General features: G+C 68.8%; 21 protein-coding genes. 9 read left to right on the top strand and 12 right to left on the bottom strand.

The window, feature by feature from the left end; genetic code table 11:
* Window positions 1–93: 93 nt before the first annotated feature.
* On the top strand, window positions 94–735 hold the full coding sequence (locus tag PQB87_RS30290) for a TetR/AcrR family transcriptional regulator (RefSeq protein WP_489243157.1): 642 nt from the start codon (window positions 94–96) through the stop codon (window positions 733–735).
* Window positions 736–1,403: 668 nt separating this feature from the next.
* Here the strand turns inward: PQB87_RS30290 and PQB87_RS30285 are convergent.
* The 12 genes from PQB87_RS30285 to PQB87_RS30230 form a co-directional block, all read right to left on the bottom strand.
* A complete protein-coding gene (locus PQB87_RS30285; RefSeq protein ID WP_489243156.1) occupies window positions 1,404–2,306 on the bottom strand; it encodes a LysR substrate-binding domain-containing protein in 903 nt (300 codons plus the stop codon).
* 56 nt (window positions 2,307–2,362) lie between these two features.
* Complete coding sequence (locus PQB87_RS30280) at window positions 2,363–3,088, bottom strand: amino acid ABC transporter ATP-binding protein (protein WP_091920165.1); 726 nt, start codon at window positions 3,086–3,088, stop codon at window positions 2,363–2,365.
* 41 nt (window positions 3,089–3,129) lie between these two features.
* Window positions 3,130–3,786, bottom strand: a complete 657-nt coding sequence (locus PQB87_RS30275; RefSeq protein WP_059693821.1) for an amino acid ABC transporter permease — start codon at window positions 3,784–3,786, stop codon at window positions 3,130–3,132.
* Window positions 3,783–4,547, bottom strand: coding sequence for an amino acid ABC transporter permease (locus PQB87_RS30270; protein WP_153489939.1), 765 nt, complete (start codon window positions 4,545–4,547; stop codon window positions 3,783–3,785). The genes PQB87_RS30275 and PQB87_RS30270 overlap by 4 nt, the downstream gene beginning before the upstream one ends.
* A 43-nt stretch (window positions 4,548–4,590) precedes the next feature.
* Window positions 4,591–5,409: a transporter substrate-binding domain-containing protein gene (locus PQB87_RS30265; protein ID WP_021162906.1), complete on the bottom strand. Its 819-nt coding sequence runs from the start codon at window positions 5,407–5,409 to the stop codon at window positions 4,591–4,593.
* A 40-nt stretch (window positions 5,410–5,449) separates the two neighbouring features.
* A complete protein-coding gene (locus PQB87_RS30260) occupies window positions 5,450–6,523 on the bottom strand; it encodes an ABC transporter ATP-binding protein (RefSeq protein WP_489243155.1) in 1,074 nt (357 codons plus the stop codon).
* A gap of 40 nt (window positions 6,524–6,563) precedes the next feature.
* Complete coding sequence (locus PQB87_RS30255) at window positions 6,564–7,406, bottom strand: ABC transporter permease (protein ID WP_021162908.1); 843 nt, start codon at window positions 7,404–7,406, stop codon at window positions 6,564–6,566.
* Window positions 7,403–8,326: an ABC transporter permease gene (locus tag PQB87_RS30250; RefSeq protein ID WP_489243154.1), complete on the bottom strand. Its 924-nt coding sequence runs from the start codon at window positions 8,324–8,326 to the stop codon at window positions 7,403–7,405. The genes PQB87_RS30255 and PQB87_RS30250 overlap by 4 nt, the downstream gene beginning before the upstream one ends.
* Before the next feature lie 4 nt (window positions 8,327–8,330).
* Complete coding sequence (locus tag PQB87_RS30245) at window positions 8,331–9,428, bottom strand: ABC transporter substrate-binding protein (RefSeq protein ID WP_059622354.1); 1,098 nt, start codon at window positions 9,426–9,428, stop codon at window positions 8,331–8,333.
* Between the two features lie 150 nt (window positions 9,429–9,578).
* On the bottom strand, window positions 9,579–11,051 hold the full coding sequence (locus PQB87_RS30240) for an aldehyde dehydrogenase family protein (protein WP_489243153.1): 1,473 nt from the start codon (window positions 11,049–11,051) through the stop codon (window positions 9,579–9,581).
* A complete protein-coding gene (locus PQB87_RS30235) occupies window positions 11,048–12,742 on the bottom strand; it encodes a 5-guanidino-2-oxopentanoate decarboxylase (RefSeq protein WP_489243152.1) in 1,695 nt (564 codons plus the stop codon). The genes PQB87_RS30240 and PQB87_RS30235 overlap by 4 nt, the downstream gene beginning before the upstream one ends.
* Window positions 12,743–12,972: 230 nt before the next feature.
* On the bottom strand, window positions 12,973–13,908 hold the full coding sequence (locus tag PQB87_RS30230; protein WP_059684677.1) for a LysR family transcriptional regulator: 936 nt from the start codon (window positions 13,906–13,908) through the stop codon (window positions 12,973–12,975).
* A gap of 127 nt (window positions 13,909–14,035) precedes the next feature.
* On the opposite strand from PQB87_RS30230, the gene PQB87_RS30225 reads away from it, so the two are divergent.
* The 8 genes from PQB87_RS30225 to PQB87_RS30190 all read left to right on the top strand — a co-directional run bounded on the left by PQB87_RS30225 (window position 14,036) and on the right by PQB87_RS30190 (window position 25,062).
* Window positions 14,036–14,680 carry a glutathione S-transferase family protein gene (locus PQB87_RS30225; RefSeq protein WP_021164120.1) on the top strand — a complete coding sequence of 215 codons (645 nt, stop codon included), beginning with the start codon at window positions 14,036–14,038 and terminating at the stop codon, window positions 14,678–14,680.
* Window positions 14,681–14,716: 36 nt separating this feature from the next.
* A complete protein-coding gene (locus PQB87_RS30220; protein ID WP_489243151.1) occupies window positions 14,717–16,897 on the top strand; it encodes a pyridoxamine 5'-phosphate oxidase family protein in 2,181 nt (726 codons plus the stop codon).
* A 123-nt stretch (window positions 16,898–17,020) separates the two neighbouring features.
* Complete coding sequence (locus PQB87_RS30215) at window positions 17,021–17,224, top strand: DUF2970 domain-containing protein (protein ID WP_059684670.1); 204 nt, start codon at window positions 17,021–17,023, stop codon at window positions 17,222–17,224.
* 616 nt (window positions 17,225–17,840) lie between these two features.
* Entirely contained in the window at window positions 17,841–20,072 is a 2,232-nt protein-coding gene (locus PQB87_RS30210) for a TonB-dependent siderophore receptor (protein ID WP_489243150.1), read from the top strand.
* Between the two features lie 59 nt (window positions 20,073–20,131).
* Window positions 20,132–20,764: a nicotinamide riboside transporter PnuC gene (pnuC, locus tag PQB87_RS30205; protein ID WP_021157393.1), complete on the top strand. Its 633-nt coding sequence runs from the start codon at window positions 20,132–20,134 to the stop codon at window positions 20,762–20,764.
* A gap of 36 nt (window positions 20,765–20,800) precedes the next feature.
* Window positions 20,801–21,991, top strand: coding sequence for a phosphotransferase enzyme family protein (locus PQB87_RS30200; protein WP_021157392.1), 1,191 nt, complete (start codon window positions 20,801–20,803; stop codon window positions 21,989–21,991).
* Between the two features lie 250 nt (window positions 21,992–22,241).
* Window positions 22,242–23,552, top strand: a complete 1,311-nt coding sequence (locus PQB87_RS30195) for a TolC family protein (protein WP_489243149.1) — start codon at window positions 22,242–22,244, stop codon at window positions 23,550–23,552.
* Window positions 23,553–23,586: 34 nt separating this feature from the next.
* Window positions 23,587–25,062 carry an efflux RND transporter periplasmic adaptor subunit gene (locus tag PQB87_RS30190; RefSeq protein ID WP_489243148.1) on the top strand — a complete coding sequence of 492 codons (1,476 nt, stop codon included), beginning with the start codon at window positions 23,587–23,589 and terminating at the stop codon, window positions 25,060–25,062.
* Window positions 25,063–25,075 lie beyond the last annotated feature (13 nt).

Raw genomic sequence — 25,075 nt, 5'->3', positions numbered from 1 at the left:
TCCCGTTCCGCTTGCCCTGTACCGGCGGCGCGTCTAATGTGGTGTTGATCGTCACCACTTTAGTTTTCGGGTGTCCTGATGTCAAATAGCGGAATGGAGAAAGCACTCGAAACGGAAAAACGGGGCCGCTCGTATGGCGGCGTGGCGCCCGAGGTGCGGGCCGCCGAGCGGCGCGACGCGCTGATCCGCGCGGCGACGCGCGTGTTCGGCACGGTCGGGTTCCGCAAGGCGACGGTACGGTCGATCTGCCAGGAAGCGAAGCTGAACGATCGCTATTTTTATGCGGCGTTCGACAGCACCGAGGATTTGCTGCGCTGCACCTACCTGCATCACGCGCAGCAGTTGCACGAGGCGGTCGCGCGGGCAGTGGCCAAGCGCGGCGGCGATCTGCGCGAGAGCATCGATGCCGGGCTCGCCGCGTTCTTCGCGTTCCTGCGCGACCCGTGCGCGGCGCGCGTGCTGCTGCTCGAGGTGATGGGCGTGAGCGCGGATACCGACATGACCTACCAGCGCATGCTGATCGACTTCGGCAAGCTGATCATGGCGATCGGCGCGCCGCGCGAAGCGGCGACGCCCGCGGAGCGCACCGAGCAGCGGCTGATCGGGCTCGCGCTCGTCGGCGCGATGACGAACGTCGGCGCGGCGTGGCTGCTCACGGAATATCGCGATCCGGAAGCGCAGATGGTCGCGAGTTGCAGGAAGGTGCTGCTGGGGACGTTGCGGGAGATAAGCTGACCGGATGGTGTCGCGTTGTTCCCGGCATGTCCGCCGGCAAACTGCAGGTTCAAAGTCAAAATAAAGAAGCGACTACACGGCGCACGGCGCGTTGGATTGTTTCTTTTTTGATTTGATTCGGTTTGCGTGTGACGATGAATGGGTTAAAGCAATCCGGATCAAATTAAAAAGGCGGCGCAATGCAAAAAGGCAGTTCGCATTGCGCCGTTCATGGCGCGAAACCCTCGCGCCCAGGCACCTCGATCAGGAACCCGTGTATCCGCCCCGGTTCGGCCTTCACCGTCCCGGCGATACTCGGTCGTCGTGCCGCCGCTGCCGAGCCGCCAGCACGTCGCCGACACGAATCGACGGTGTGGTTCCCGATGAAATTGCGGCAGCTTACATTTCAAACTCCTTGATTGATTTAATGAGTCGGAGAATTGAAGTGATTCGGCAAACGCAGGTCGGCGAATTGCCATGAAAAAGTTTAGAGGATAATCCGAAAATAAAATATCGAATTCTTTGGATTCAATAATCCCGTTTATTCACGGTTGCGGGGCGGTTTGAAAGCGAACTGGAAGCGAGGGGAAATCGCCGCCTGCCGGCATTGCGCGGGCCGGATCCGGTCGGGTGCGCCGGGCGGCCGTATGCGGTACGCAAGCGCTTGCGTGCCGTGCCGATGAGCCGGCTCACGCGCGCCGATTGAAAACGGAGGTCTGGCGCTCGCGTTCGTCCGTGATCCAGTCGCCGAACAGCTGGATCTTCTGCTGCTGCTCGGCGCCGCCCGGATACACGAAGTAATAGCCCATCCCGGTCGGCATCGACACGTCGAACGGCGTCACGAGCCGGTGCGCCGCCACGCTTTCGTCGACGAGCGTCCGGTCGCCGATCGCGATGCCGTAGCCGTCGATCGCCGCGTGGGTGGCGAGGTCGAGCGTTTCGAAGCTCAATCCGCGCGTCGAGTCGACGTGCGGTGCGCCCGCATGGTCGAGCCACCGTTTCCAGTCGCGGTGATCGCGGGTCGGATGCAGCAGCGTATGGTTGGCCAGGTCGTCGACGCTTGCGAGCGAATGCCGGTTCAGCAGGTCCGGCGAGCATACCGGCGTGAGCCGCTCTTCGAACAGCGGGATCGCGTACATGTCGGGGCCGGCGCCGGGGGCGTAGATCACCGCGGCGTCGAACGGCTCCATGCGGAAATCGACGTGATGGCCCCAGGTCGTCGTGATCTGCACCTGGAGTTCCGGGTGCTCGGACTGAAACCGCATGATCCGCGGCAACATCCACTGCATCATGCAGGTCGGCACCTTCAGCGCGAGCTCGGTGCGCCGGCGCGACAGGCGCATCGATACCTCTTCGATGCGCGCAAAGCTCTCGCGCACCGTCGGTAACAGCAGCTCGCCTTCCGCCGTCAGCGTCAGTCCCTTTGGCGTGCGCTTGAATAGCGGGAACTGGTAGAACGCCTCCAGCGCGAGGACCTGCCGGCTCACCGCACCCTGCGTCAGGCACAGCTGCTCGGCGGCGCGCGTGAAGCTGCCGTGGCGGGCGACGATGTCGAAGATCTGCAGCGCGTTGAGGGAAGGCAGTCGTTTCATCGGAAAGGCCGGCATGGAACGGGCGATCGGAAGGGGCGGATGCGTCGCGGCAGCGTTCAGTGCAGGATCTTCGCGAGGAAGTCCTTCGCGCGTTCCGATTTCGGATTCGAGAAGAAATCGTCCTTGCGGTCGTCCTCGACGATCGCGCCCTTGTCCATGAAGATCACGCGATGCGCGACCTTCTTCGCGAAGCCCATCTCGTGCGTGACGACCATCATCGTCATCCCTTCCTGCGCGAGTTCGACCATCACGTCGAGCACTTCGTTGATCATCTCGGGGTCGAGCGCGGACGTCGGCTCGTCGAACAGCATCGCGATCGGATCCATCGACAGCGCGCGCGCGATCGCGACACGCTGCTGCTGGCCGCCCGACAGCTGGCCCGGGAACTTGTGCGCATGCGCCTTCAGGCCGACCCGATCGAGCAGCTTCAGGCCCTTCTCGTTCGCTTCGTCCTTGCCGCGGCCGAGCACCTTGATCTGCGCGAGCGTCAGGTTCTCGGTGATCGACAGGTGCGGGAACAGCTCGAAATGCTGGAACACCATCCCGACCTTCGAGCGCAGCTTCGACAGGTTCGTCTTCTTGTCGCCGACCGACTGGCCGTTCACGAGGATCTCGCCCTGCTGGAACGGCTCGAGGCCGTTGACGGTCTTGATCAGCGTCGACTTGCCCGAGCCCGACGGGCCGCACACGACGACCACTTCGCCTTTCCTGACCTCGGTCGTGCAGTCGGTGAGGACCTGAAACGGGCCGTACCACTTCGAAACGTTGCTGATGGAAATCATGGGGGATACCTGCATCGTAATGAGGCGCGCGCGGCGCCGGTTCAGCGTGCCTTCGCGACGCGGTAGCGGCGTTCTAGCACGCGGGCGTACCACGTCAACGGGAAGCACATCGCGAAGTAGAGCAGCGCGACCATCGCGTAGATCGGAAACGGCTTGAACACCGCATTGGTGATGATGTTGCCGGTCTTCGTGAGTTCGGTCAGCCCGATGATCGACGTCAGCGCCGTGCTCTTCACCGCCTGCACGAGAAAGCCGACGGTCGGCGGCAGCGCGATTTTCCATGCCTGCGGCCACACCGCGTAACGGAGTTGTTGCGTCCACGTCATGCCGAGGCTGGCCGCCGCACTCCACTGGCCGCGCGGCACGGCGTCGACGCAGCCGCGCCAGATGTCGGCCAGGTACGCACTCGCGTTCAACGTCAATACGACCGATGCGGCGGTCCACGGCGTCACGTCGATGCCGATCAGCGGCAGTCCGAAGAAACCGAGGAACAGCTGCATCAGCAACGGCGTGCCCTGAAACAGCTCGACGTACAGGCTCACGAAGCGGCGCAGCGCCGGCATCGGCGAGATGCGCATCGCGAGCAGCGCAAACCCGGCGACGCTGCCGCCGACGAACGTGATCAGCGACAGCAGCATGGTCCAGCGCGCGGCCAGTAGCAGGTTCCACGCAATATCCTGGAAGGTGAATTCGATCATCGGGCACGCTCCGTCGGGAGGCCGGTTTCAGGGGAGCGCGTGCGCCATGTAAAGCGGGCAACGCACGAGCGGCGCGGTGCGGCGGCCGCACCGTGCGGTGCGCGGCCCGCGAACAGGCGGCGGCCGACGCGATTGAGCAGCATGCGCAGCGCGATCGACAGCAGTAGGTAGATCGCAGTCACGACGATGTAGATCTCGAACGCACGGAAATTGCGCGACTGGATGAAGTTCGCCGCATAGGTCAGGTCGGGCACCGAGATCTGCGACACGACGGCCGAACCGAGCATCACGATCAGCACCTGCCCGAGCAGCGCGGGGTACACGTTCGCGAGCGCCTGCGGCAGCACGACCTGACCGAACACCTGCCGGCCGTGCAGCCCGAGCGCACGTGCGGCCTGCGTTTGCCCGTGCGGAACCGATTCGATGCCGGCCCGCAGGATCTCGACCGCATACGCGCCCAGGTTGACCGTCATCGCCAGCACGGCCGCCTGCGCTTCGTCGATGTGCACGCCGATCCCGGGCAGCCCGAAGAAGATGAAGAACAGCTGGACCAGGAACGGCGTATTGCGGATCAGCTCGACGTAGGCCGCGACCAGCGCGCGTGCCCAGCGCGGGCCGGCGAGCGCGGCCCACGCGCCGGCGGTGCCGATCAGGCCGCCGAGCGCGGTGGAGGCCGCGGTGAGGCCGAGCGTCACGCCGATCCCGCGTGCGAGCATGCCGGCGTAGAGGCCGAAATCGCTGAAGTCGAACACGTAGGTCATAACGATACCTTCCGTCGTGAATGCGGGGCGGGCGCGACGCGCATCACAGGTCGGCCGGCAGTGCCGCGTGCAGCCACTTCTGCGACAGGGTGTTCAGCGTGCCGCTTTTCTTCGCGCCGGCGATCGCGTCATTGACCTTCTGCATCAGGCGCGGCTCGTTCTTGTTCAGGCCGACGTGATCGGGCGAGCTGAACAGCGAGAACTTCTGCTCCGGATCGATCGACGGATGGCGCGCGATGATCGTCGCGCCGACGTCGTTGCCGATCACGAGCAGTTGCGCCTGCCCCGACAGGAACGCCGCGATCGCGCCGTTTGGATCGTCGAAGCGCTTGATCGTCGCGTTCGGCGGCGCGACCTTGCTCACGCTCAGGTCCTCGAGCGTGCCGCGCGCGACCGCGACCGACTTGCCGGCGAGATCGGCGGTGCCTTTCACGGCGAGCGATTTCGGGCCGAATACCGCGAGATAGTACGGCGCATACGCGTTCGAGAAATCGATCACCTTCGCGCGCTCCGGCGTCTGGCCGACCGACAGCAGCATGTCGGTCTTGCGGTCGGCGAGATACGCCATTCGGTTGTCGCCGGTGACCTGCACGAGCTCGACCTTCGCGTTGAGCGCCTTGCCGATCAGCGCCGCCATGTCGATGTCGTAACCTTGCGGCTTCATGTCGGGGCCGATCGAGCCGAACGGCGGGTAGTCCTCGAACACGCCGATGCGCACGACGCCGGATTTCGCGATCGTGTCGAGTGCGTCGGCATGTGCGAGCGGCGCGATGGCGGCGAGACCCGCCGCGCAGGTGCAGACGAGGGCGGTGCGGGCGAGCAGGCGTCGCACGAGACGGTGGGCTTGGGTCGATGCGTTCATGATGGAGTCCTTGTTGCTGCGCTGGGGAAAGAACCGGAAATCAGGCGCCGCGTGCGGCGATCAGCTTGCATGCATGCGCGGGTAGCTCGGCGGCGACCGGCATGCCGACGTGCAGGTCGGGCGTTTCGCGCGGCGTCGTCGCTGCCGTCAGCGTGAAGCCGCGGCAATCGATCGTCGCCTCGATCGACGCGCCGACGTCGCGCACGAACGTGACCGTGCCGGCGAGCGTGTTCGGCGCGGACGGCGAGACCGAGGCCGCGCGCACGCACACGTCCTCGGGGCGAATCAGCAGGCGCACGGCGTCGTCCGCGCGCGGCGCGTCGGGCGCGCGCCGGATCGCGAGCCGTTGTCCGCCCGGCAGCACGATCGCGTCGTCGCCGTCGCGCGCGACCGGCAGGATGTTGCCGAGGCCGATGAAATCCGCGACGAATTCGTTGACCGGATCGCGATAGATATCGAGCGGCCGGCCGACCTGCTGGATGCGGCCTTTCTCCATTACGACGATCTCGTCGGCCATCGTCATCGCTTCGCGCTGGTCGTGCGTGACCATGATCGTCGTGATGCCGAGCCGTTGCTGGAGCAGCCGGATCTCGACCTGCATCGCCTCGCGCAGCTTCGCGTCGAGCGCCGACAGCGGCTCGTCGAGCAGCAGCAGGCGCGGAGACGAAGCGATCGCGCGTGCGATCGCGACGCGCTGGCGCTGCCCGCCCGACAGTTGCGTGACGAGCCGGTCGGCCAGGTGCGGAAGCTGGATGAGTTCCAGCAGCTCCGCGACACGCTGCGTTTGAGCCGTCCTGGCCGTCTTGCGCAGCCGCAGCGGATACGCGATGTTCTGCGCGACCGTCATGTGCGGGAACAGCGCGAGCGACTGGAACACCATGCCGAAGTCGCGCCGGTTGGCCGGCATGTGCGTGAGGTCGCGGCCGGCGAACGTGATCGTGCCCGACGTCGGCGTCTCGAGGCCGGCGATGATCCGCATCAGCGTGGTCTTGCCGCAGCCCGACGGGCCGAGAAAGCAGACGAGCTTGCCGTCCGGCACGGACAGGTCGACGTGATCCACGGCATACGCGTGGTGGAAGCGCTTCGTCACGCTCTGAAGGGTGAGCTGGGTCATGGGGAGTCCTTGGATGGGCGAGGGCGGAGTCGTGCGCGTATCAGAGCGCAACGCCCTTGTCGCCGACGAGTTTTTCGAGCATCCAGATCAGCGCGAAATCGATCGCGACGGTGAACACCGCGAAACAGAACACGGTCGGGTCGAGCGACGACACGGTGCGGCTGTAGAGCCAGACCGGCAGCGTCATCGTGTCGACGCTGTACAGGAAGAACGTCACCGTGAACTCGTTGAACGACACGATGAACGCGAACAGCATGCCGGCGAGGACGCCCGGCCGCATCAGCGGCAGGACGACATCGACGAACGCGCGGCGCGGGCTCGCGCCCATCAGGCACGCGGCTTCCTCGAATTCCGGGCCGATCGACGCGACCGATGCCGCGCAGTTCTTCACGGTAAACGGCAGCGTCAGGATCACGTGCGCGACGACGAGCCGCACGAGCCCGAGTTCGACCGGCAGTGCGTTGAACACGAGCAGCAGCGCGAGGCCGAGCATGACGAGCGGATAGACGATCGGCAGCGCGACGAGCTGCTCGACGAACGTCTTGCCGCGGAAGCGATAACGCGACAGCGCGTAGGCGGCGGGTACCGAAACCGCAGTCGCGACCAGCATCGTCGCGATCGCGACGACGAGGCTCGTCGTCAGCGCGGCACCCATCGATTGCGCACTGCCGGCATCGGCGGTGACGAAGGTCTGCCAGGCGGCGCGGTACCAGTGCAGGCTGAAATCGCGCGGCGGGAATTCGAGCGTGCCCGACGAGCCGAACGACATCGTGATCATCGTCACGATCGGCAGTGCGGCGAGGCACAGCACGAGCGTCGCGAGGGTGCCGGTCGCGCGGCTCAGACGGCCGGGCAGCGGCGCTCGCGGCAGAAGGGCATTCATCGGCTCACCTCGTCACGTTGCAGGGCGCGCACGAGGCGCTGGGAAACCGCCATCACGACGAGCGTCGCGCCCATCAGCACGACACCCGAGGCCGACGCGGCCGGCCAGTTCAGCAGCGGCGCGACCTGGTCATGCACGAGCACCGCGAGCATCGGTACGCGCCGGCCGCCGAGCAGCAGCGGCACCGCGAAGGCACTCGCGTTGTAGGCGAACACGAGCAGTGCGCCCGACACGAGCCCCGGCATCGCGAGCGGCAGCGTCACGTGCCGCAGCGTCTGCCAGCGCGTCGCGCCGAGCGTCGCGGCGGCTTCGTCGTACGCGCGGGACACGGCACGCAGCGCGCTCGACAGCGGCAGCACGGCGAGCGGGAATGCGGTCTGGATAAGCCCGAGCAGCACGCCGTGTTCGCGGTACAGCAGCTGCAGCGGCCGTTCGATGACGCCGGCCGCCAGCAGCGAGCGGTTGAGCAGGCCCGCCGGGCCGAGCATCACGAGCCAGCCGTAACCCTGCAGCAGCAGGTTGACGAGCAGCGGCAGCAGCACGCCGGCAAGCATGAGCCGCCGCGCGAGCCGCGATTCGGCGCGCGCCATCGCCAGCGCGACCGGGATCGCGAGCAGCACCGCGCATACCATGCTCTGGAACGCGAGGCGCAGCGTGAGCCACAGCGAGTGCATGAAGTACGGGTCGGCGAGGTCGGCGTAGTTCTGCAGCGTGAACGTGCGCCATTCGTCGCCCGGCGTACCGACGCTCATCCGCAGCACGGTGAGCGTTGCCGCCGCGAGCACCGCGAGGAATGCGAGGATCGGCGCAAGCAGCAGCCACGCCGGCACGCCGGGCCGCGCGGCAGCGGCGACCGAAGCGCCGCCGGCCGGGCCGGCGGCGACGGGTTCCGCGTGACGGGAGGAAGGCAGCGAGGCCATGTCTTCAGGCCGCGAAGAGGCTGGTATAGCGCTTGATCCACGCCGGCTGAACGACGGCGAGCGCCTTGTCGTCGTGGAGGATGGCCTTTTCCGCGATCTGCTGCGGCGACGGCACGAATGCGCGGCTTTCCGCCGGGATCACGGCCTTCGAATTCACCGGCCCGTTCAGCACGTCCGCCGCCATCCGGCCCTGCACGCCCGCGTCGAGCGTGTGGTTGATGAACGCATGGATCAGGTCGAGGTCGCCCGGGTGCGCTTTCGGAATCACCGTGAACATCAGTTGCGTCGCGAAGCCTTCCTTCATCCCGTAGGTCACGCCCATCTTGTAGTCGGGCTTGCGGATCTGGTCCGGGAAGAACGCGGGCGAATAGATGCCGCCGATGTCGAGCGAGCCGGTGCGGAACAGGTCGGCGACCTGGTTCGGGTTTTCGCCGAGCGTCATCACACGATCCTTGAGCGCCGCGAGCTTGCGGAAGCCCGGCTCGATGTTCTGCTGCGAACCGCCGGCCAGCTTCGCGGCGACGATCGCGAGATCGACCGCCTCGGCCCACTCCGGCGGCGGAAGAAACAGGCGCCCCGCATATTTCGGATCCCACAGCGCTTCGTAGCTCGCCGGTGCGGTCTTGACGGTCGACGTGTTGTAGATCAGCCCGTCCGACCACAGCAGGTAGCCGACACCGAACCCGTTTGCGCCCGTGCGGTACTGCGGCGCGACGTCCTTCAGGTTCGGCAGCCGGTTCAGGTCCGGCTTCGCGAGCAGGCCTGCATCGGCGAGGCCGGCCGCACCGACGCCGGCCAGCGTGATCACGTCGTAGGTCGGCCGCTCGCCGGCGGCCTTGACCTTCGCGACCATGCCCGACGTGCCGTCCGCGCGGTCGGCGATCACGCGTGCGCCGGTCTGCTTGCTGAACGTTTCCGCGATGTTGCGCAGCGCGGCCGCACCGGTATCGTCAGACCAGGTGAGGATACGCAGCGTCTTGCCCGCGAAGCTGCTCGTCTGTGCCTTCGCAGTACTGATGAACGGCATCGGAAGAGCGGATGCGGCGAGTGCCGTGCCGAGGGTTTTGATCACCTGCCTTCTGCCCGCCTTGAAGTGTTGCATGGCCGTCTCCTGATGAACGATGCCGGGTGGTTCGATGCCGGTCGCCGAACGGCGGCGCGGGGTGTGGATGAACTGTAGGGAGGTCAAATTTCCGCAACAAACGAAATATCCGCATGCGCGGCATGACATAAACGCATGGGCCGGACGGCCTCAGCGGGCCGGCATCATGACCTGCTTGATCTCCTGGAATGCGGCCAGCCCGAACGGGCCGAGCTCGCGTCCGACGCTGCTGCGCTTGTAGCCGCCCCATGAGGTTTGCGGATAGATCAGTTGCGGCGTGTTGATCCACACGACGCCTGCTTCGAGCGCGTCGGCGACCCGCTTGCCGCGTGCCGCGTCGCGCGTGACGACGGTCGCGACGAGCCCGTATTCGGTATCGTTGGCGGCCGCGATCGCGTCGTACTCGGTATCGAACGTGCGGACGCACAGCACCGGCCCGAAGATTTCGTCGCGCCATAGCGGGCTGTCGGCCGGCACGTCGGCGAACAGCGCGGGCCGGATGAAGTAACCGGGGCCGGCGGGCACGTCGCCGCCCGTCACGAGCCGCGCGCCGTCGGCGCGGCCTTGCGCGATGTGGCGCTTCACGCGTTCGTATTGCGCGCGGTTCGTCAGCGGGCCCATCTGCACGCCGGGCGCGAACGGCGGGCCGACGACGGTCGCGTCGATCCGCCGCGCGAGGCGTGCGATCAGGTCGTCGGCGAGCGGCGCGGCGACGAGCACGCGCGAGGTCGCCGAACACATCTGCCCCGCGTTGAACAGGCCGCCGCCCGCGATCAGCTCGACCGCGTGGTCGGGATCGGCGTCGTCGAACACGATGATCGACGACTTGCCGCCGAGTTCGAGGCCGACGCCCTTGATCGTGTCCGCGGCCGTTTTCATGACCTGTGCGCCGACCGCCGTGCTGCCGGTAAACGACACCTTCGCGACGAGCGGATGCGCGCACAGCCGGGCACCGACGTCGGGGCCGGTGCCCGTCACGACGTTCAGCACGCCGGGCGGCAGGCCCGCTGCGGCGGCGATCGCGACGAGTTCGAGTTCCGGCAGCGGCGTGATCTCGGACGGCTTCAGCACGACGGTACAGCCGGCCGCGAGCGCCGGCGCGAGCTTCCACGCGGTCGTCACCATCGGGAAATTCCACGGCACGATCAGCGCGGCGACGCCGGCCGGTTCGCGCCGGATCCATGCGCGGTGGTCGTCGCCGGGCAGCGCGACCTCGGTTTCGCCGTCGGTGTCGATGCGTTCCGCGAGGCTGGCGTAGTAGTCGAACGTGGCGATCACGTCGGCGACGTCGATCTCCGCTTCGGCGAACGGCTTGCCGTTATTGAAGGACTGCAGCGTCGCGAGCCGTGTGCGGTGCGTGTCGACGCCGCGCGCGATCGCGCGGAGCAGGGCCGCGCGCGCGGCACCCGTCGTGCGTTTCCAGCCGGGAAACGCGCGGGCCGCGGCCTGGACGGCACGTTCGACGTCCGCGCTGCCGCCGGCAGCCACATGCGCGAGGACCGCTTCAGTCGACGGATCGACGATCGGCAACGTGGCGCCGTCGGCGCCGGCCCCCCACGCGCCGGCGATGAAAAGCCCGGTACGCAGCGGCGGATCAAAGTGGAAATCGGGGGCCTGACTCATTGCTGCACCTGCTCGAACCATGTCGCTTCGTCGATCTCGATCACGGTCGGGATCGCGCGCGCGACGGCGTCGCGCAACGTGGCGGCCAGTGCGTCGGGTGTCGCGGCCGCGTGCGCCGCGCAGCCGAAGCCGCGCGCGAGCGCCAGGAAATCGGGCGTGTACGGATCGACGCCGATCGGCGTGATGTCGCGCGCGACCATGTATTTGCGGATCTCGCCGTAGCCGCGGTTGTTCCAGACGATCACGATCACCGGCACGCGGGCCTCGACCGCGCTCGCGAGCTCCGGCAACGTGAACTGCAGGCCGCCGTCGCCGATCAGGCAGACGACCGGGCGTGCGGGCGCGGCGAGTTTCGCGCCGATCGCGGCGGGCAGCCCGTAGCCGAGCGTGCCGTAGCCGGTAGACGAGTTGAACCAGCTGCGCGGTGCGTGCGCGTCGTGGGTGAAATTACCGACGTACACGGGGCTGGTCGAATCGCCGGCGACGATTACGCCAGGCAGCGCCGCGACGATCGTGTCGATCAGCCGCGCCTGCGCGCGCGCCGGGCCGTCGTGGCCCGCCGCGATCGCGACGCGCACGGCGGCCACGCGCGGCGCGCCCCAGCCGGCTTCGGGAGGCGTCGTCGGTTTTTCGTGCAGGCGGGTCGACAGCGCGCCGAGCGCCAGCCGCGAATCGCCGGCGATGGCGATCTCCGCGCGGGCATTGCGCATCAGCTGCTGCGCGTCGATGTCGATGCGAATCAGCCGGCCATCGATCGCGAAGCCGCCGTCGAACGTGACGTCGTAATCCGTTTCGCCGAGCTCGGTGCCGACGGCGAGCACCACGTCGGCGTCGCGGATCGTCGCGCGGGTGGCGGGCAGCGATTGCGTGGAGCCGATCAGCAACGGATGGCCGGCCGGCAGCAGACCCTTCGCGTTGATCGTCAGCGCGACCGGCGCGTGCAGGCGTTCGGCGAGCTCGCGCAATTCGGCCGCCGCATGCACGGCGCCGCCGCCCGCCAGGATCAGCGGCCGGCGCGCATGGGCGAGCAGGTCCGCGGCCGCCGCGAGCGCGCCGGCGTCCGGTGCGGGGCGGGCGGGCAGCGCGGGTGGCGCGGCGGGCAGCGCGGGCGCCGGCATCACGATCACGTCGAGCGGAATCTCGATGTGCACGGGCCGTGGCCGTGCGCTTTCGAAGACCGCGAACGCGCGCGCGAGCACCTGCGGCAGGTCGGCCGCGTCGAGCAGCGTGTGAGAGAACGCGGTGAGTCCCGCGAAGACTTCACGCTGCGACGGCAGCTCGTGCAGGCGGCCGTCGCCGCTGCCGAGCTCGCGCCGTGCGTTGACGCTCGAGATCACCAGCATCGGGATCGAATCCGCGTAGGCCTGGGCCATCGCGGTCGCGATATTGGTCATGCCCGGCCCGGTGATGATGAAGCAGACGCCCGGCCGGCCCGTGACGCGCGCGTAGCCGTCGGCCATGAAGCCGGCCCCCTGTTCGTGGCGCGGCGTCACATGGCGGATCGACGAGTCGGCGAGCCCGCGATACAGCTCGACGGTATGCACGCCGGGAATGCCGAACACGCATTCGACGCCATAACGTTCGAGCAGGTCGACGAGTGCTTCGCCGCAGGTGCGGGGACGGGCAAGGAACGGTGCCGGCGCGGCCGTGCGGGCCTCGGCGATGCGGGAGAGGGGGACTGGATGGTTCATGGATCGTGACGTGCCGATTGGGAGGGGGAGTGGCCCGTACCGCAAACGAGGGGGCATGCAGCGGATTGTCGGCGTCGATCCGGGGCGCCAACAATCGATTAGTTTTCATGCCGCGCATGAGCGCCTTGCATGGCGATGCGTGGTCGCGAGGATGTCGCGATACATCGGAGGAATGGAATGCGCGGGCCGGCAACGGCGCGGCGCGCAGCCGCAACGGAATTCGGCGTGCGCTAGCGTTCGCGTTTCGTCTTGCGTGCCGGCCGCGTGTCGTCGATCCTCTGCTTCATCGCATCAATGAACGCCCGCACCTTCGGCGAAGGCAGCCGCGTCGACGGATACACCGCATGGATCCCGGCCGGCGCCGAGCGCCACGCGGGCAGCAGCCGCACGAGGCGGCCGGCCGCGACGTCGTCGTCGGTCGAAAAGTCCGTCAGCAGCCCGAAGCCGCCGCCCGCGAGCACGATCGCCCGGCACGCGGTGGCAGTGTTCGACACGACGTGCGCGACACAGCGCACCGAAGCGGTGCCGCCGTTCGCGTCTTCGAGTTCGAGCGTATGCGGGCGCGGCAGCGTCGACAGCATCACGAACGGCAGCGCGGCGAGCGCATCGGTATCCTGCGGCCGCCCGTGGCGCGCGACGAACGCGGGGCTCGCGACCAGCCATTTCTCGTAGGTGCCGAGCTGCACCGCGCGATAGTTCGAATCGGCGAGGCGGCCGATGCGGATCGCGACGTCGAGGTTGTCCGCGACGAGATCGACGACGCGGTCGTTCGCGACGAGTTCGACGTCGAGGCCCGGATGCCGGTCGCGCAACGCGACGACGGCAGGCGCGACGACCAGCGCGCCGTAGTCGATCGGCACGCTCACGCGCAGCGTGCCGCGCAGCGGCCCCGCGTCGGACGACACCGCGTCGAGCGCGCTTTCGGCGGCGCGCACGATGTCGCGGCACGCGTCGTAGAAGGCCCGCCCGGCGTCGGTCACGCTCAGCCGCCGCGTGGTGCGCACCAGCAGGTTCGCGCCGACCTCGGACTCGAGGCGCTGCATGTGCGTGCTGACGACCGTCTTCGCTAGGCCGAGCCGCTCGGCCGCGGCCGTCAGCGAGCCGGCGTCGACCACCGCGACGAAGACCGCCAGCCGGTTCAGGTTCACGTCGCGCAGATCGGCCATCGTCGATTGTCCTATGGAAGCGGATAATGTTTCCACGATTATCCGTCTTCTGGCGACGAACGGCGAGCGCTACGCTGCAGGTGTTCGTCGCCGATCCCCGGCGGCGCGAGATTCCGGAGTGTTTTCCATGTCTGCCGTCCGCAAGCCTGCTTCGCCGATTCGCGTCTACTCGTTCCTGCTGTCCGGGCATGCGCATCGCGTCCGGTTGTTCCTGTCGCTGCTCGGCCTGCCTTCGCAGACCGTCGACGTCGATCTCGCGGCCGGCGCACAGCGCGAGCCGGCGTTCCTCGCGCTCAATCCGCTCGGGCAGGTGCCCGTGATCGACGACGGCGGCACGGTGATCGCCGATTCGAACGCGATCCTCGTGTACCTCGCGAAGCGCTACGGCGACGCGCACTGGCTGCCCGACGACCCGGCCGGCGCGGCCGTCGTGCAGCGCTGGCTCTCGTATGCGGCTGGGCCGATCGCAGCGGGGCCGGCTGCCGCGCGGCTCGTGACCGTGTTCGGCGCGAAGCTCGACCACGAAGCGGCCAAGCGTACGGCCGCGAAAGTGCTCGACGTGATCGATCGCGAGCTGGCCGGCAAGCCTTTCGCGGCCGGTGCGCAGCCGACGATTGCGGACGTTGCCGCGTACTCGTACATCGCGCACGCGCCGGAAGGCGGCGTGTCGCTCGAACCGTATCCGCACGTGCGTGCGTGGCTGGCACGCGTCGAGGCGCTGCCGGGCTTCGTTGCGATGCCGACGACACGCGCCGGCCTGCTTGCCGCGTAACGCCCACCGACGCCGCGCCTGCCCATGGAGAACGCGATGAACACCCCGACCGCCGTCGTACCGGGCTGGGAACTCGATACCGCGCCGTTTCACGCGGGAGAGCTTGCCGTGCAGCAGCGCGCGGGCGTGACGGAGGCCGCGGGCTCGGCCGGCCGGCGCGGGATCCGGCGTTTCATGCCGGACCAGCACCGGACGTTTTTCGCGCAACTGCCGTTTTTCGTGCTTGGCGGCGTCGATGCGAACGGCCAGCCGTGGGCGACGCTGCGGGCCGGCGCGCCGGGGTTCGTGACGTCGCCGGACCCGCGTACGCTGCGCATCGCGGCGCACGCGTTGCCGGGCGATCCGCTGGACGGCGCGTGGCAGCCGGGCGCGCCGCTCGGCGGGCTCGGGATCGAATTCGATACGCGGCGGCGCAATCGTGTCAACGGCGTCGTGCGCGCGGTCGACGGCGATGCGCTGACGATCGCGGTCGAGCAGAGCTTCGGCAACTGCGCGAAGTACATCCAGGGACGCAAGCCGACGTTCATCGCCCGGGAAGCCGGCGCGTCCGCCGGGCCTGACGTATCGGACGCGTTGAACGACGCCGATCGAGCGCTGCTTGCGCAGGCGGATACGTTTTTCGTCGCGAGCGCGAACATGTCGACCGACGCGGGCGCTGCGCGTGGCGCGGACGTGTCGCATCGCGGCGGGATGCCGGGCTTCGTGCGCGTCGACGATGCGCACACGCTGACGACGCCGGATTTCAGCGGCAACCGCTTCTTCAACACGCTCGGCAACCTGCAGCACGATCCGCGCGCGGGGCTGCTGTTCGTCGATTTCGACAACGGCGACCTGCTGGTTGTGGCCGCGCGCGCCGAGATCGTGTGGGACGGGCCGCTCGTCGCGTCGTTCGACGGCGCGCAGCGGGTCGTGCGGTTCCATGTGCGGGAAGTGCGGCGCATGCGCGCGGTGCTGCCGTTCCGGTGGTCGGCGGTCGAACGTGCGCCGCAGTTCGCGGCGATGGCGGCGGGCGCGGGTGCGGGTGCGGCGGGCGGGTTGGTGCAGACTTCAACCGCATCGGTCATCGCACCCGCATCAGAATCACTATCGGCATCGGCATCGGCATCGGCATCGGCATCGGCATCGGCATCGGCATCGGCATCGGCATCGGCATCGGCATCGGCATCGGCATCCGCACCCGCACCCGCACCCGCACCCGCATGGCGGCCGTTGCGCATCGCGAAGATCGTCGACGAAGCGCGCGCGATTCGCTCGTTCCATTTCGAACCGGCGGACGGCGCTGCATTGCCCGCCTACGAAGCCGGGCAGCACCTGACGCTGCGCGTCGCGCTGCCGGGAAGCGACGCGCCGACGATCCGCAGCTACACGCTCTCCGATGCGCCGGGCGGCACGCATTACCGGATCACCGTGAAGCGCGAAGGGCGCGTGTCGGCGTGGCTGCACGATCACGCGCAGGCGGGCATGACGCTCGACGCGCAGATGCCGCGCGGGCATTTCACGTTCGATCTCGCGAGCCCGCGCCCGGCCGTGCTCGTGTCGGCCGGCATCGGCATCACGCCGATGACCGCGATGCTGCGCCGCGCGCTGGCGGACGATCGGCCATCGCGCCGCGTGGTGTTCGTGCATGGCGCGCGCGACGCGGCCGACCGGCCGTTCGCGGCGGAGCTGGCACGCATCGCGGCCGCCGACGCACGGCTGTCGCTCCACTGGTTCGACAGCCATCCTCACGATGGCTCGGCAGCGCAGGCAGGCCGCATCGACCTCGCGCAACTGAAGCGGCTCCTGACGTTCGACGATTACGACTTCTACCTGTGCGGGCCGTCGGCGTTCATGCGCGACCTGTACGACGGGCTGCGCGCGCTGAACGTGCCGGACGAACGCATCCGCTTCGAGGCGTTCGGGCCGTCGAGCGTGGCACGCAGCGCGACCCGCACGACCGGGGCGCCGGTCGCGAGCGTGCCGGTGGTATTCCGGCGCACGGGCCGCGATGCCGCATGGACGCCCGCCGACGGCACGTTGCTGGAATTCGCGGAAGGGCAGCGCGTGGCCGTGCCGTCCGAATGCCGTTCCGGGTCGTGCGGCACGTGCGCGACGCGCGTGCTGTCCGGCGCGGTCGACTACGAGCAGGCGCCCGATGCGCCGGTCGAACCCGGCTGCGCGCTGCTGTGCGTCGCGCGGCCCGCGCAAGGGTCGGAGCCGCTCGTGCTCGACCGCTGACGCGCCCTGCGACATGCGGCCGCAGACGGCCTGCTGCGCGAAAAGCGCGCGCAACTGCTTCTTTTTTCGGATGCCGGTCGGATCGACGATAGCGTCAACCGATTCGATGAAAGGAGCACAACCATGAAACTGCTCGGCATGATCAAGCTGGTCCTGTGGAGTTTCTTCGGCGTACGCAACAGCAAGGCGCACGCGAGCGATCTCGCGAACGTCAACTACACGTTGCTGCCGTTCGTGGCGATCGTGCTCGCGCTGCTCGTCGGCGCGGTGATCTACGGCGTCGTGCACCTGGTCGTCGACCCGACCGCGACGATGCAGGGATTCTGACCGGCCGCCGAATCGCGAGCGGGCGAACGTTCCCGCTCCGGTTTCCGGCCGCATGACCGGCGTGTGACAGTGCCGGTCATCGAGGTGGCCGCGCACGACGCCAGTCATGCGCATATCGGCACCGTCGCCTTGCCGCACGAATCGCGCGGTTCCCGTTCCCGCCTTCCCCGCCCACCCGATTTGCCCGATTCGCCCGATTCCAGGGCAGCCCGCCCCGCCCGGGGTAAAATGCGCGCCGCGCCGCGATGTCGTGCGCGACGGGCACGCCGCCGTTCCAGCGAACGGCGCGCACCAGACCGTCGCGCCCGTACCGGGGCGTTCGAAGCGTCCCCCCGCATGACAAGACCGCGCGATGCAGCCGGCCGCCCGACACGCCCCGACGAACCGGTCGACGGCAGCGTCGGTTCCCGGTGCGTCACCTGAATCCGATGTCCCATCCTGCGTCTTCCCGACCGAGCGGCCCGCTTGCGTGCCGGATCGTCTGGTTCGCCCGGTTCGTCTGACGATTGTCGTGCCGGCGCATGCGTCCGGCGGAGGCAGATCCGGTCGCGGGCACGCTTCGCAGCTTCGTAACGGGTTTCGACAGGGTCGAGTGGCGAGTTTTCCATCCAGAGCAATGACGGTGAATAGAACAACAGCGTCGCCCGCACGGCGGCGGCGCGCGAAGGTCGGGCTTGGTGTCGGCTTCGGCATCACGCTTTTCGCGGCCCAGGCCGCTGCGGCGCAGGGCGACACGCCGGCGCCGGACGCCGGCGCGGCCGGCAGCGCGACGCTGCCGACGATCACGGTGAGCGGCGAGCGCGGCAACGCGCTGCGCGCACGCACGGCATCCGTCGCGGGGCTCGACGACGCACTGCTGCGCGATACGCCGGCGTCGGTGAGCGTCGTCACGCGCGCGCAGCTCGACGACCAGCAGGCGAAGCGGCTGAGCGACGTCGTGCGCAACGACGCGTCGGTCGTCAACGACTATGCGCCGGTCGGTTATTTCGAAGGCTTTGCGATCCGCGGCTTTCCGGTCGATCTCGCGAGCGCGATCCGGATCGACGGGCTGACGGTGTCCGGCGAGCAGAACGTGCCGCTCGAGAACAAGGAGCGCGTCGAGATCCTGAAGGGGCTCGCCGGCATCGACAGCGGCGTCGTCGCGCCCGGCGGGGTGATCAACTTCGTGACGAAGCGCTCGGCGAACGTCGCGAGCGTGACGGGGGGCGTCGACAGCCGCGGCTCGACGTCGGCGGCCGTCGATCTCGGCCGCCGCTTCGGCCCCGACAATCAGTTCGGTTTCCGGATCAATGCCGCGAAGGAGAACATGCACTCCTACATCGACGGCACGAACGGACGGCGCACGTTCGGCTCGATCGCCGCCGACTGGGACATCAGCCCGCGCGCGAGCCTGCAGTTCAACGCCGAATTCCAGCAGTGGATCCAGCGTTCCGCACCCGGCTACCAGCTGCTCGGCGGCACCGTCGTGCCGTCGGTCAAGACGACGTCGAAGGCGCTCGGCACGCAGCCGTGGGCGAAGCCGGTGACGACCGACGCGCTGAACCTGAACGCGCGCTTCGACTACCAGTTCAACGACGACTGGAAGGCGTATATCGCCGCCGGCCGCAGCCGCACGATGATCGACGACAACAGCGCGTTCGCGTACGGCTGCTCATACGCGGCGAGCTGCACGGCCGGCGCGACGTCGCCGTTCTTCTTCGGCGCGAACGGCGACTACGACGTGTACGACTTCCGCAGCCCCGGCGAATACCGGCGCAACGACGACCTGCGTGCCGTCACGACCGGCAAGTTCGCGACGGGGCCGCTGCGGCACGAGCTGACGCTCGGCGTGAGCGTGCAGCGCCGTGTCGTGCACATGGCGACCGCCGTGTACGACTATGTCGGCAGCGAGAACATCTACGGACCCGACGTCACGTTTGCACCGTCGCCGAATACGCCCGGGTCGTCGTATCCGCAGCTCGATTCGTGGCAGTACGGCGTGTTCGGGCTCGACCGCATCAGCATCGGCGAACACTGGCAGGTGCTCGCGGGCGGCAAGGAGGTGCTGCTGCGCCAGCGCAGCTGGAGCAGCGTCGACGGCGACGCGACGCACACCGACCGCTCGGTGTTCCTGCCGCAGGTCGCGCTCGTCTACAAGCCGGTGAACGTGCTGTCGCTGTACGCGTCGTACAGCAAGGCACTGTCGCTCGGCGACCAGGCGCCCGTGCGCGCGACCAACGCGTATGCGTTCCTGCCGCCGGTCGAATCGCACCAGATCGAAGTCGGCGCGAAATACGACTGGCTCGACCGGCTGAGCCTCACGGCCGCCGTGTTCTCGATCAGCAAGCCGTTCCAGTTCGCCGATCCGGACGCATCGGGCACGACCTACACGTTCGTGCAGCGCGGCACGCAGCGGCACCAGGGGATCGAGCTCGGCGCGGCCGGGCGCGTGACCGAGCGGCTGGGGTTGACCGCCAGCGTCGCGGCGATTCGCGCGCGCGCGTACGATTCGGGTTCGCCGGCCTACGAAGGCCACCAGGTCATCAACGTGCCCGCGCTGCGCGCGTCGCTGTATGCGGACTATGCGGTGCCGGGCGTGGCCGGGCTGAACGTGCTGGGCGGCGTCGAGTACAGCGCGGCCCGCAACGCGAACGAGGAGGGCACCGCGCAGGTGCCGGCGTGGTTCGTGTTCAATCTCGGCGCGCGTTATACGACGAAGATCGGCGGCCATCGCACGGTGTTGCGCGTGTCGGTGGACAACCTGTTCAACAAGTTCTACTGGCGCGATGCGGGCGAGCAGCAGGGCGATGCGTACCTGTTCCCGGGGGCGCCGCGCACCGCCCGCGTGTCGTTGACCTATGATTTCTGACCGTCCGGAACCGGCCGCGTGACCCGCAGCCCCGGCAGCTAACCTGGAGAGCACAGACGATGTCCCCACTCGAAATCGCCGGCGTGATCGTCAGCGCGCTCGCGATCTGGCTGACCGCGAAGCGGCGCATGCTGTGCTGGCCGGTCGGGCTCGTGTCGGTCGCGTTGTACGGCTGGATCTTTTTCGACGCGAAGCTGTATTCGGACATGCTGCTGCAAGGCGCGTTCGCGGTGCTGCAGGTGTACGGCTGGCAACGCTGGCTCGCGCAGCGCGCGAGCGAGGCCGACGGCAATGCGGCGCCGGCAGGCGATGTCGCGCCAGTCACGGGCGTGCGGCCGATGCAGATGCTGCCCGACCTGATCGCGGCCGTCGTCGGCAGCGCGCTGCTCGGCGGCATGATGGCGCGCTGGACCGATGCGGCACTGCCGTTCGTCGATGCCTCGCTGACCGCGTTCAGCCTCGTCGCGCAATACTGGACCGCGCGGCGCTACATCGCATCGTGGGGGCTGTGGATCGTCGTGAACGTCGTGTATGTCGGGATGTTCGTGTTCAAGGAACTGTATCTGACGGCCGGCCTCTACGCGTTGTTCATCGGGCTGGCCGTCGTCGGCTGGCGCGACTGGAGCCGCACGGCCGCGGCGCTGCGCGCGGCGGCCGGCGGTGCGCTGGCAACGGGCGGCGGCGCGCGCTGATTCACGCGCCGATTCAACTACGGAGCAACGTCGTTCATGTCATTCCCACTCGAGCCGGACGGAGCCCTGCCGCGTGACGTCGCGCCGCCGCAATTCGGTGTCGACGGCGAGCAGGCCGAACGCGACTGGCCGCTGATGACGCACGACGAGGTGGCGGCGGTGCTCGCGCGCATCGACGGCGCCGGCGAGCCCGAGCGGCTCACGTGGCACAGCCCGCGACAGTTCGCGGCGGCCGTGCTCGTGCGGATGGCGGACGGGCGCGGGCTGTTCGTCAAGCGTCATCACGCGAGCCTGCGCGATGTCGCGGGGCTCGAGGAAGAGCATCGCTTCATCGCGCACCTGCGCGAACGCGGCATGCCGGTGGTCGACGTGCTCGCGGATCGCAACGGTGCGACCGCATTCGCGTCCGGCGACTGGACCTACGAAGTGCATGTGCTCGCGCCCGGCGTCGACCCGTATCGCGGCGTGATGTCGTGGCAGCCGTTCACGCATGCGTCGCACGCTTACGCGGCCGGTCGCGCGCTGGCCGAGCTGCATCGCGCGTCGGCCGGCTACGATGCGCCGGCGCGGCCCGTGCGCACGCTGCTGTCGAGCTTCCGCGTGCTGTCCTCCGACGATCTGGCGGGCGCGCTCGAACGCTGGGTCGAGGCGCAGCCGCTGCTCGTGCGCGCACTCGGCGCGCGCGACTGGCGCGGCGACGTGGCCGACGCGATCGGCCCGTATCACGCGCGCCTCGTGCCGCTGTTGCCCGCGCTGCCGCCGCTGTGGACGCACGGCGACTGGCACGCGTCGAACCTGTTGTGGACCGAGGCGGGGCCCGGCGCGCAGGTGCGGACGGTGCTCGATTTCGGTTTGTCGGATCGCACCTGCGCGGTGATGGACCTCGCGCTCGCGATCGAGCGCAATACGGTCGACTGGATGGCACCGGCCGACGCGCGCCGCGTCGAGTACGCGCAGATCGACGCGCTGCTCGACGGGTATGAGTCACTCGAACCGCTGGGCGACGAAGCCTATGCGGCGCTGGTCGCGATGCTGCCGATCGTGCATACGGAGTTCGCGCTGTCGGAAGTGGCGTATTTCGGCTGCATCATCGATGCGCCGGCCATCGTCGATATCGCATACGACGGGTATCTGATCGGGCACGCGCGGTGGTTCGGTGAACGCGACGGGCGGCAGTTGCTCGACTGGCTCGTGCAGCGCCGGCGCGCGAAGCAAGGGACAGCCTGATTCGCGTGCCGGGGTTTCGGCGCACGCGCGCCGATTCCCCGATCCTCCGACCCTCCGCAGTCTTCCTCGCAGCCGTCGCGCTGCACGTTCACCCGATCCTCCTGATCGTCCACGCGGGATGCCATTCCCGCAGGGCACAGCACGCTCGCGCGCGGCCGCCCCCAAGATGACGGAAATGTCATCTTCGTCTCATGTTCGCACTGCGGCCGGGCCGTAGCATCGGTCGCGAACCGTTACCGCAGAACCGAACATGCTCAAGCTCAACCTCGCCGCGGCCGTCGTCTTCGCGATGGCCGCGACGGCCCATGCGCAGCCGTCGCTGTCGCCGGGGCCGGCTCCGGCTGCCTCCGGCAGCGCCACACCGCCACCCGACGCACGCCCTTCCACCTCGTTGACGCTTGCCGATGCGCTCGCGGCCGCGGCCCGGAACAATCCGGCGCTGCGCGGCGCGCGCGCGGACGTCGATGCGTCGGCCGGCGCGCTGATGCAGGCCGGTGCGCGTCCCAATCCGGAAGTGTCGTTCCTGCAGGAAGGCTTCCGTCGCGCCGAACGCACGTCGACCGCGCTGATCAACCAGACGATCGAACTCGGCGGCAAGCGCGGCGCGCGGCTCGACGTCGCGTCGTACGGCAGGGAAGCGGCCAATGCGTCTCTCGACGAACAGGGCGCCGTCGTGCGCGCCGACGTGATCGCCGCGTTCTACGGGCTGCTCGCCGCGCAGCGCCAGCTTCAGGTCACCGAGGAATCGGCCGCGATCGCCGCACGCTCCGCAGATCTCGCGAGCCGTCGTGCACAGGCCGGCAAGGTGTCGCCGGTCGAGGCGACCAAGGCGCACGTGGCGGCGGCCGGCGTGCAGATCGAAGTCGTGACGGCGCGCGGCCGTGTCGAGGTCGCACGCGAGAAGCTGAACGCGGTGATGGGCGAGGCGCGCGACGGCCGGCTGGCGGTGCTCGGCGATCTCGAAGCCGTGCCGCCGGTCGAATCGCTGCCCGCGCTCACCGCGCAACTCGACGACGCGCCGCTCGCGCGGATCGCGCGCGCCGAGATGCTGCGCTCGAACGCGGCCGTATCGCTCGAACGCGCGCGGCGCATTCCGGACGTGACGATCAGCGCGGGTGTGAAGCGCGTGACCACGGGCGGCGTGCCGGACAACCAGGCCGTGGTCGGCGTGTCGATCCCGATTCCGCTGTTCAACACGAACAAGGGCGCGCTGCTCGAGGCGACGCACAAGGCCGCGCGGGCGAACGCCGATCTCGATCGCGAACGCACGCGCCTGCGGCTGGAGCTCACGCAGGCCTACGCGAATTTCGAAGCCGCCGCGCAGGAAGCGCAGCGACTGAAGGACGACATCCTGCCGGCTGCGCGCGTCGCGCTCGACGCGATGTCGCGCGGCTACGAACTCGGGAAGTTCAGCTTCCTCGACGTGCTCGACGCACAGCGCACGCTGTTCCAGGGCCAGTCGCAATACGTGCGCGCGCTCGCCGACGCCCATACCGCGCGTGCCGACATCGGCCGGCTCGTCGGTACGCCGCTTGCACCGTTTGTATCTGTCACGCAATAGCGCAACAGACGCCTCCATTACCTGAAGGATCATCATGTCACGCAGCAGAATCCTGATCATCGCGGCGGTCGTGCTCGGCGCCGCCGGGATCGTCCTCGGCGCACTCGGCGTCACGCGCAACGGCGGCGGCAACGACACGTCCGCGTCGGCGGCGCCCGAAGCTGCTTCATCCACCGAAGCCGCCGGCGAGCGCGGCGGTGTCGTGCTCAGGCGCGGCAAGCTGTCCGTCGAAATCGTGATGACGGAGAAGCCCGGCGACGCGCGCCTCGTCGTGTATCCGTTCGTCGACGGCAAGCCGGCCGGCAAGGGCGTCACCGTGTCCGGCACGCTGGTCCGCTACGACCGCACGCACGAGCCGTTGCGTTTCGACGCGGCCGGCCAGAAGTTCGTGTCCGCGCAGTCGATCGCCAAGCCGCACGTGTTCGATGCGACGATCGACGTGAAGGCGGGCAATGACGCCGCCTCGTTCCCGTTCGCACGCGCCGACGGCGCGATCGCGTTGACCGACGCGCAGCTGGCGACCTCGAAGATCGCGCTCGCGAAGGCCGGCCCCGCGCAGATCGCGACACCGTTCCAGTTGCCGGGCGAGATCAAGTTCAACGAGGATCGCACCGCGCACGTGGTGCCGCGCGTGGCCGGCATCGTCGAGCAGGTGTCGGTGTCGCTCGGGCAGAACGTCGCGAAGGGGCAGGTGCTGGCCGTGATCGCGAGCACCGATCTTGCCGACCGGCGCAGCGAGCTGCTGACGGCCGAACGCCGGTTGTCGGGCGCACGCGCGACCTACGAGCGCGAACGCACGCTGTGGCAGGAGCGTATTTCGGCCGAGCAGGACTACCAGCAGGCGCAGGTGCAGTTGCGCGAAGCCGAGATCGCCGTGCAGAACGCGCGGCAGAAGCTCGCCGCGCTGAATGCGCCCGCCGGCGCGGGCGCGCTGAACCGCTACGAACTGCGTGCGCCGTTCGCGGGCACGATCGTCGAGAAGCATGCGACGCCCGGCGAAGCGATCGCCGCCGATGCCAGCATGTTCGTGATCTCCGACCTGTCGACGGTATGGGCCGAGATGGCCGTGCCGGCGCAGCGGCTCAACGACGTGCGGGTGGGCCGCGACGCGACGGTCGTCGCGACCGCGTTCGAATCGCGTTCGAGCGGCCCGATCGCGTACGTGGGTTCGCTGCTCGGCGAACAGACGCGCACCGCGCCCGCGCGCGTCGTGCTGCCGAACCCGGACGGCGTGTGGCGGCCCGGGATGTTCGTGAACGTGTCGGTCGACGCGGGCAAGCAGGGCGTGCCGCTCGCGGTCGCGAGCGACGCGCTGCAGGACGTCGACGGCGCACCGTCCGTTTTCGTGCGTTCGCCGAAGGGCTTCGTCGCGCAGGCCGTCGAGACGGGGCGGCGCGACGAACGTGCGACCGAAGTGCTGAAGGGGCTGAAGCCGGGCCAGGAATACGCGGCGTCGAACAGCTTCGTGCTGAAGGCCGAACTCGGCAAGGGGAGCGCGGAACATGAATGAGCATCACGTGTGC

The organism is Burkholderia sp. KL41, assembly GCF_057005415.2.
This window is presented reverse-complemented; position numbering and strand designations above follow the sequence as displayed.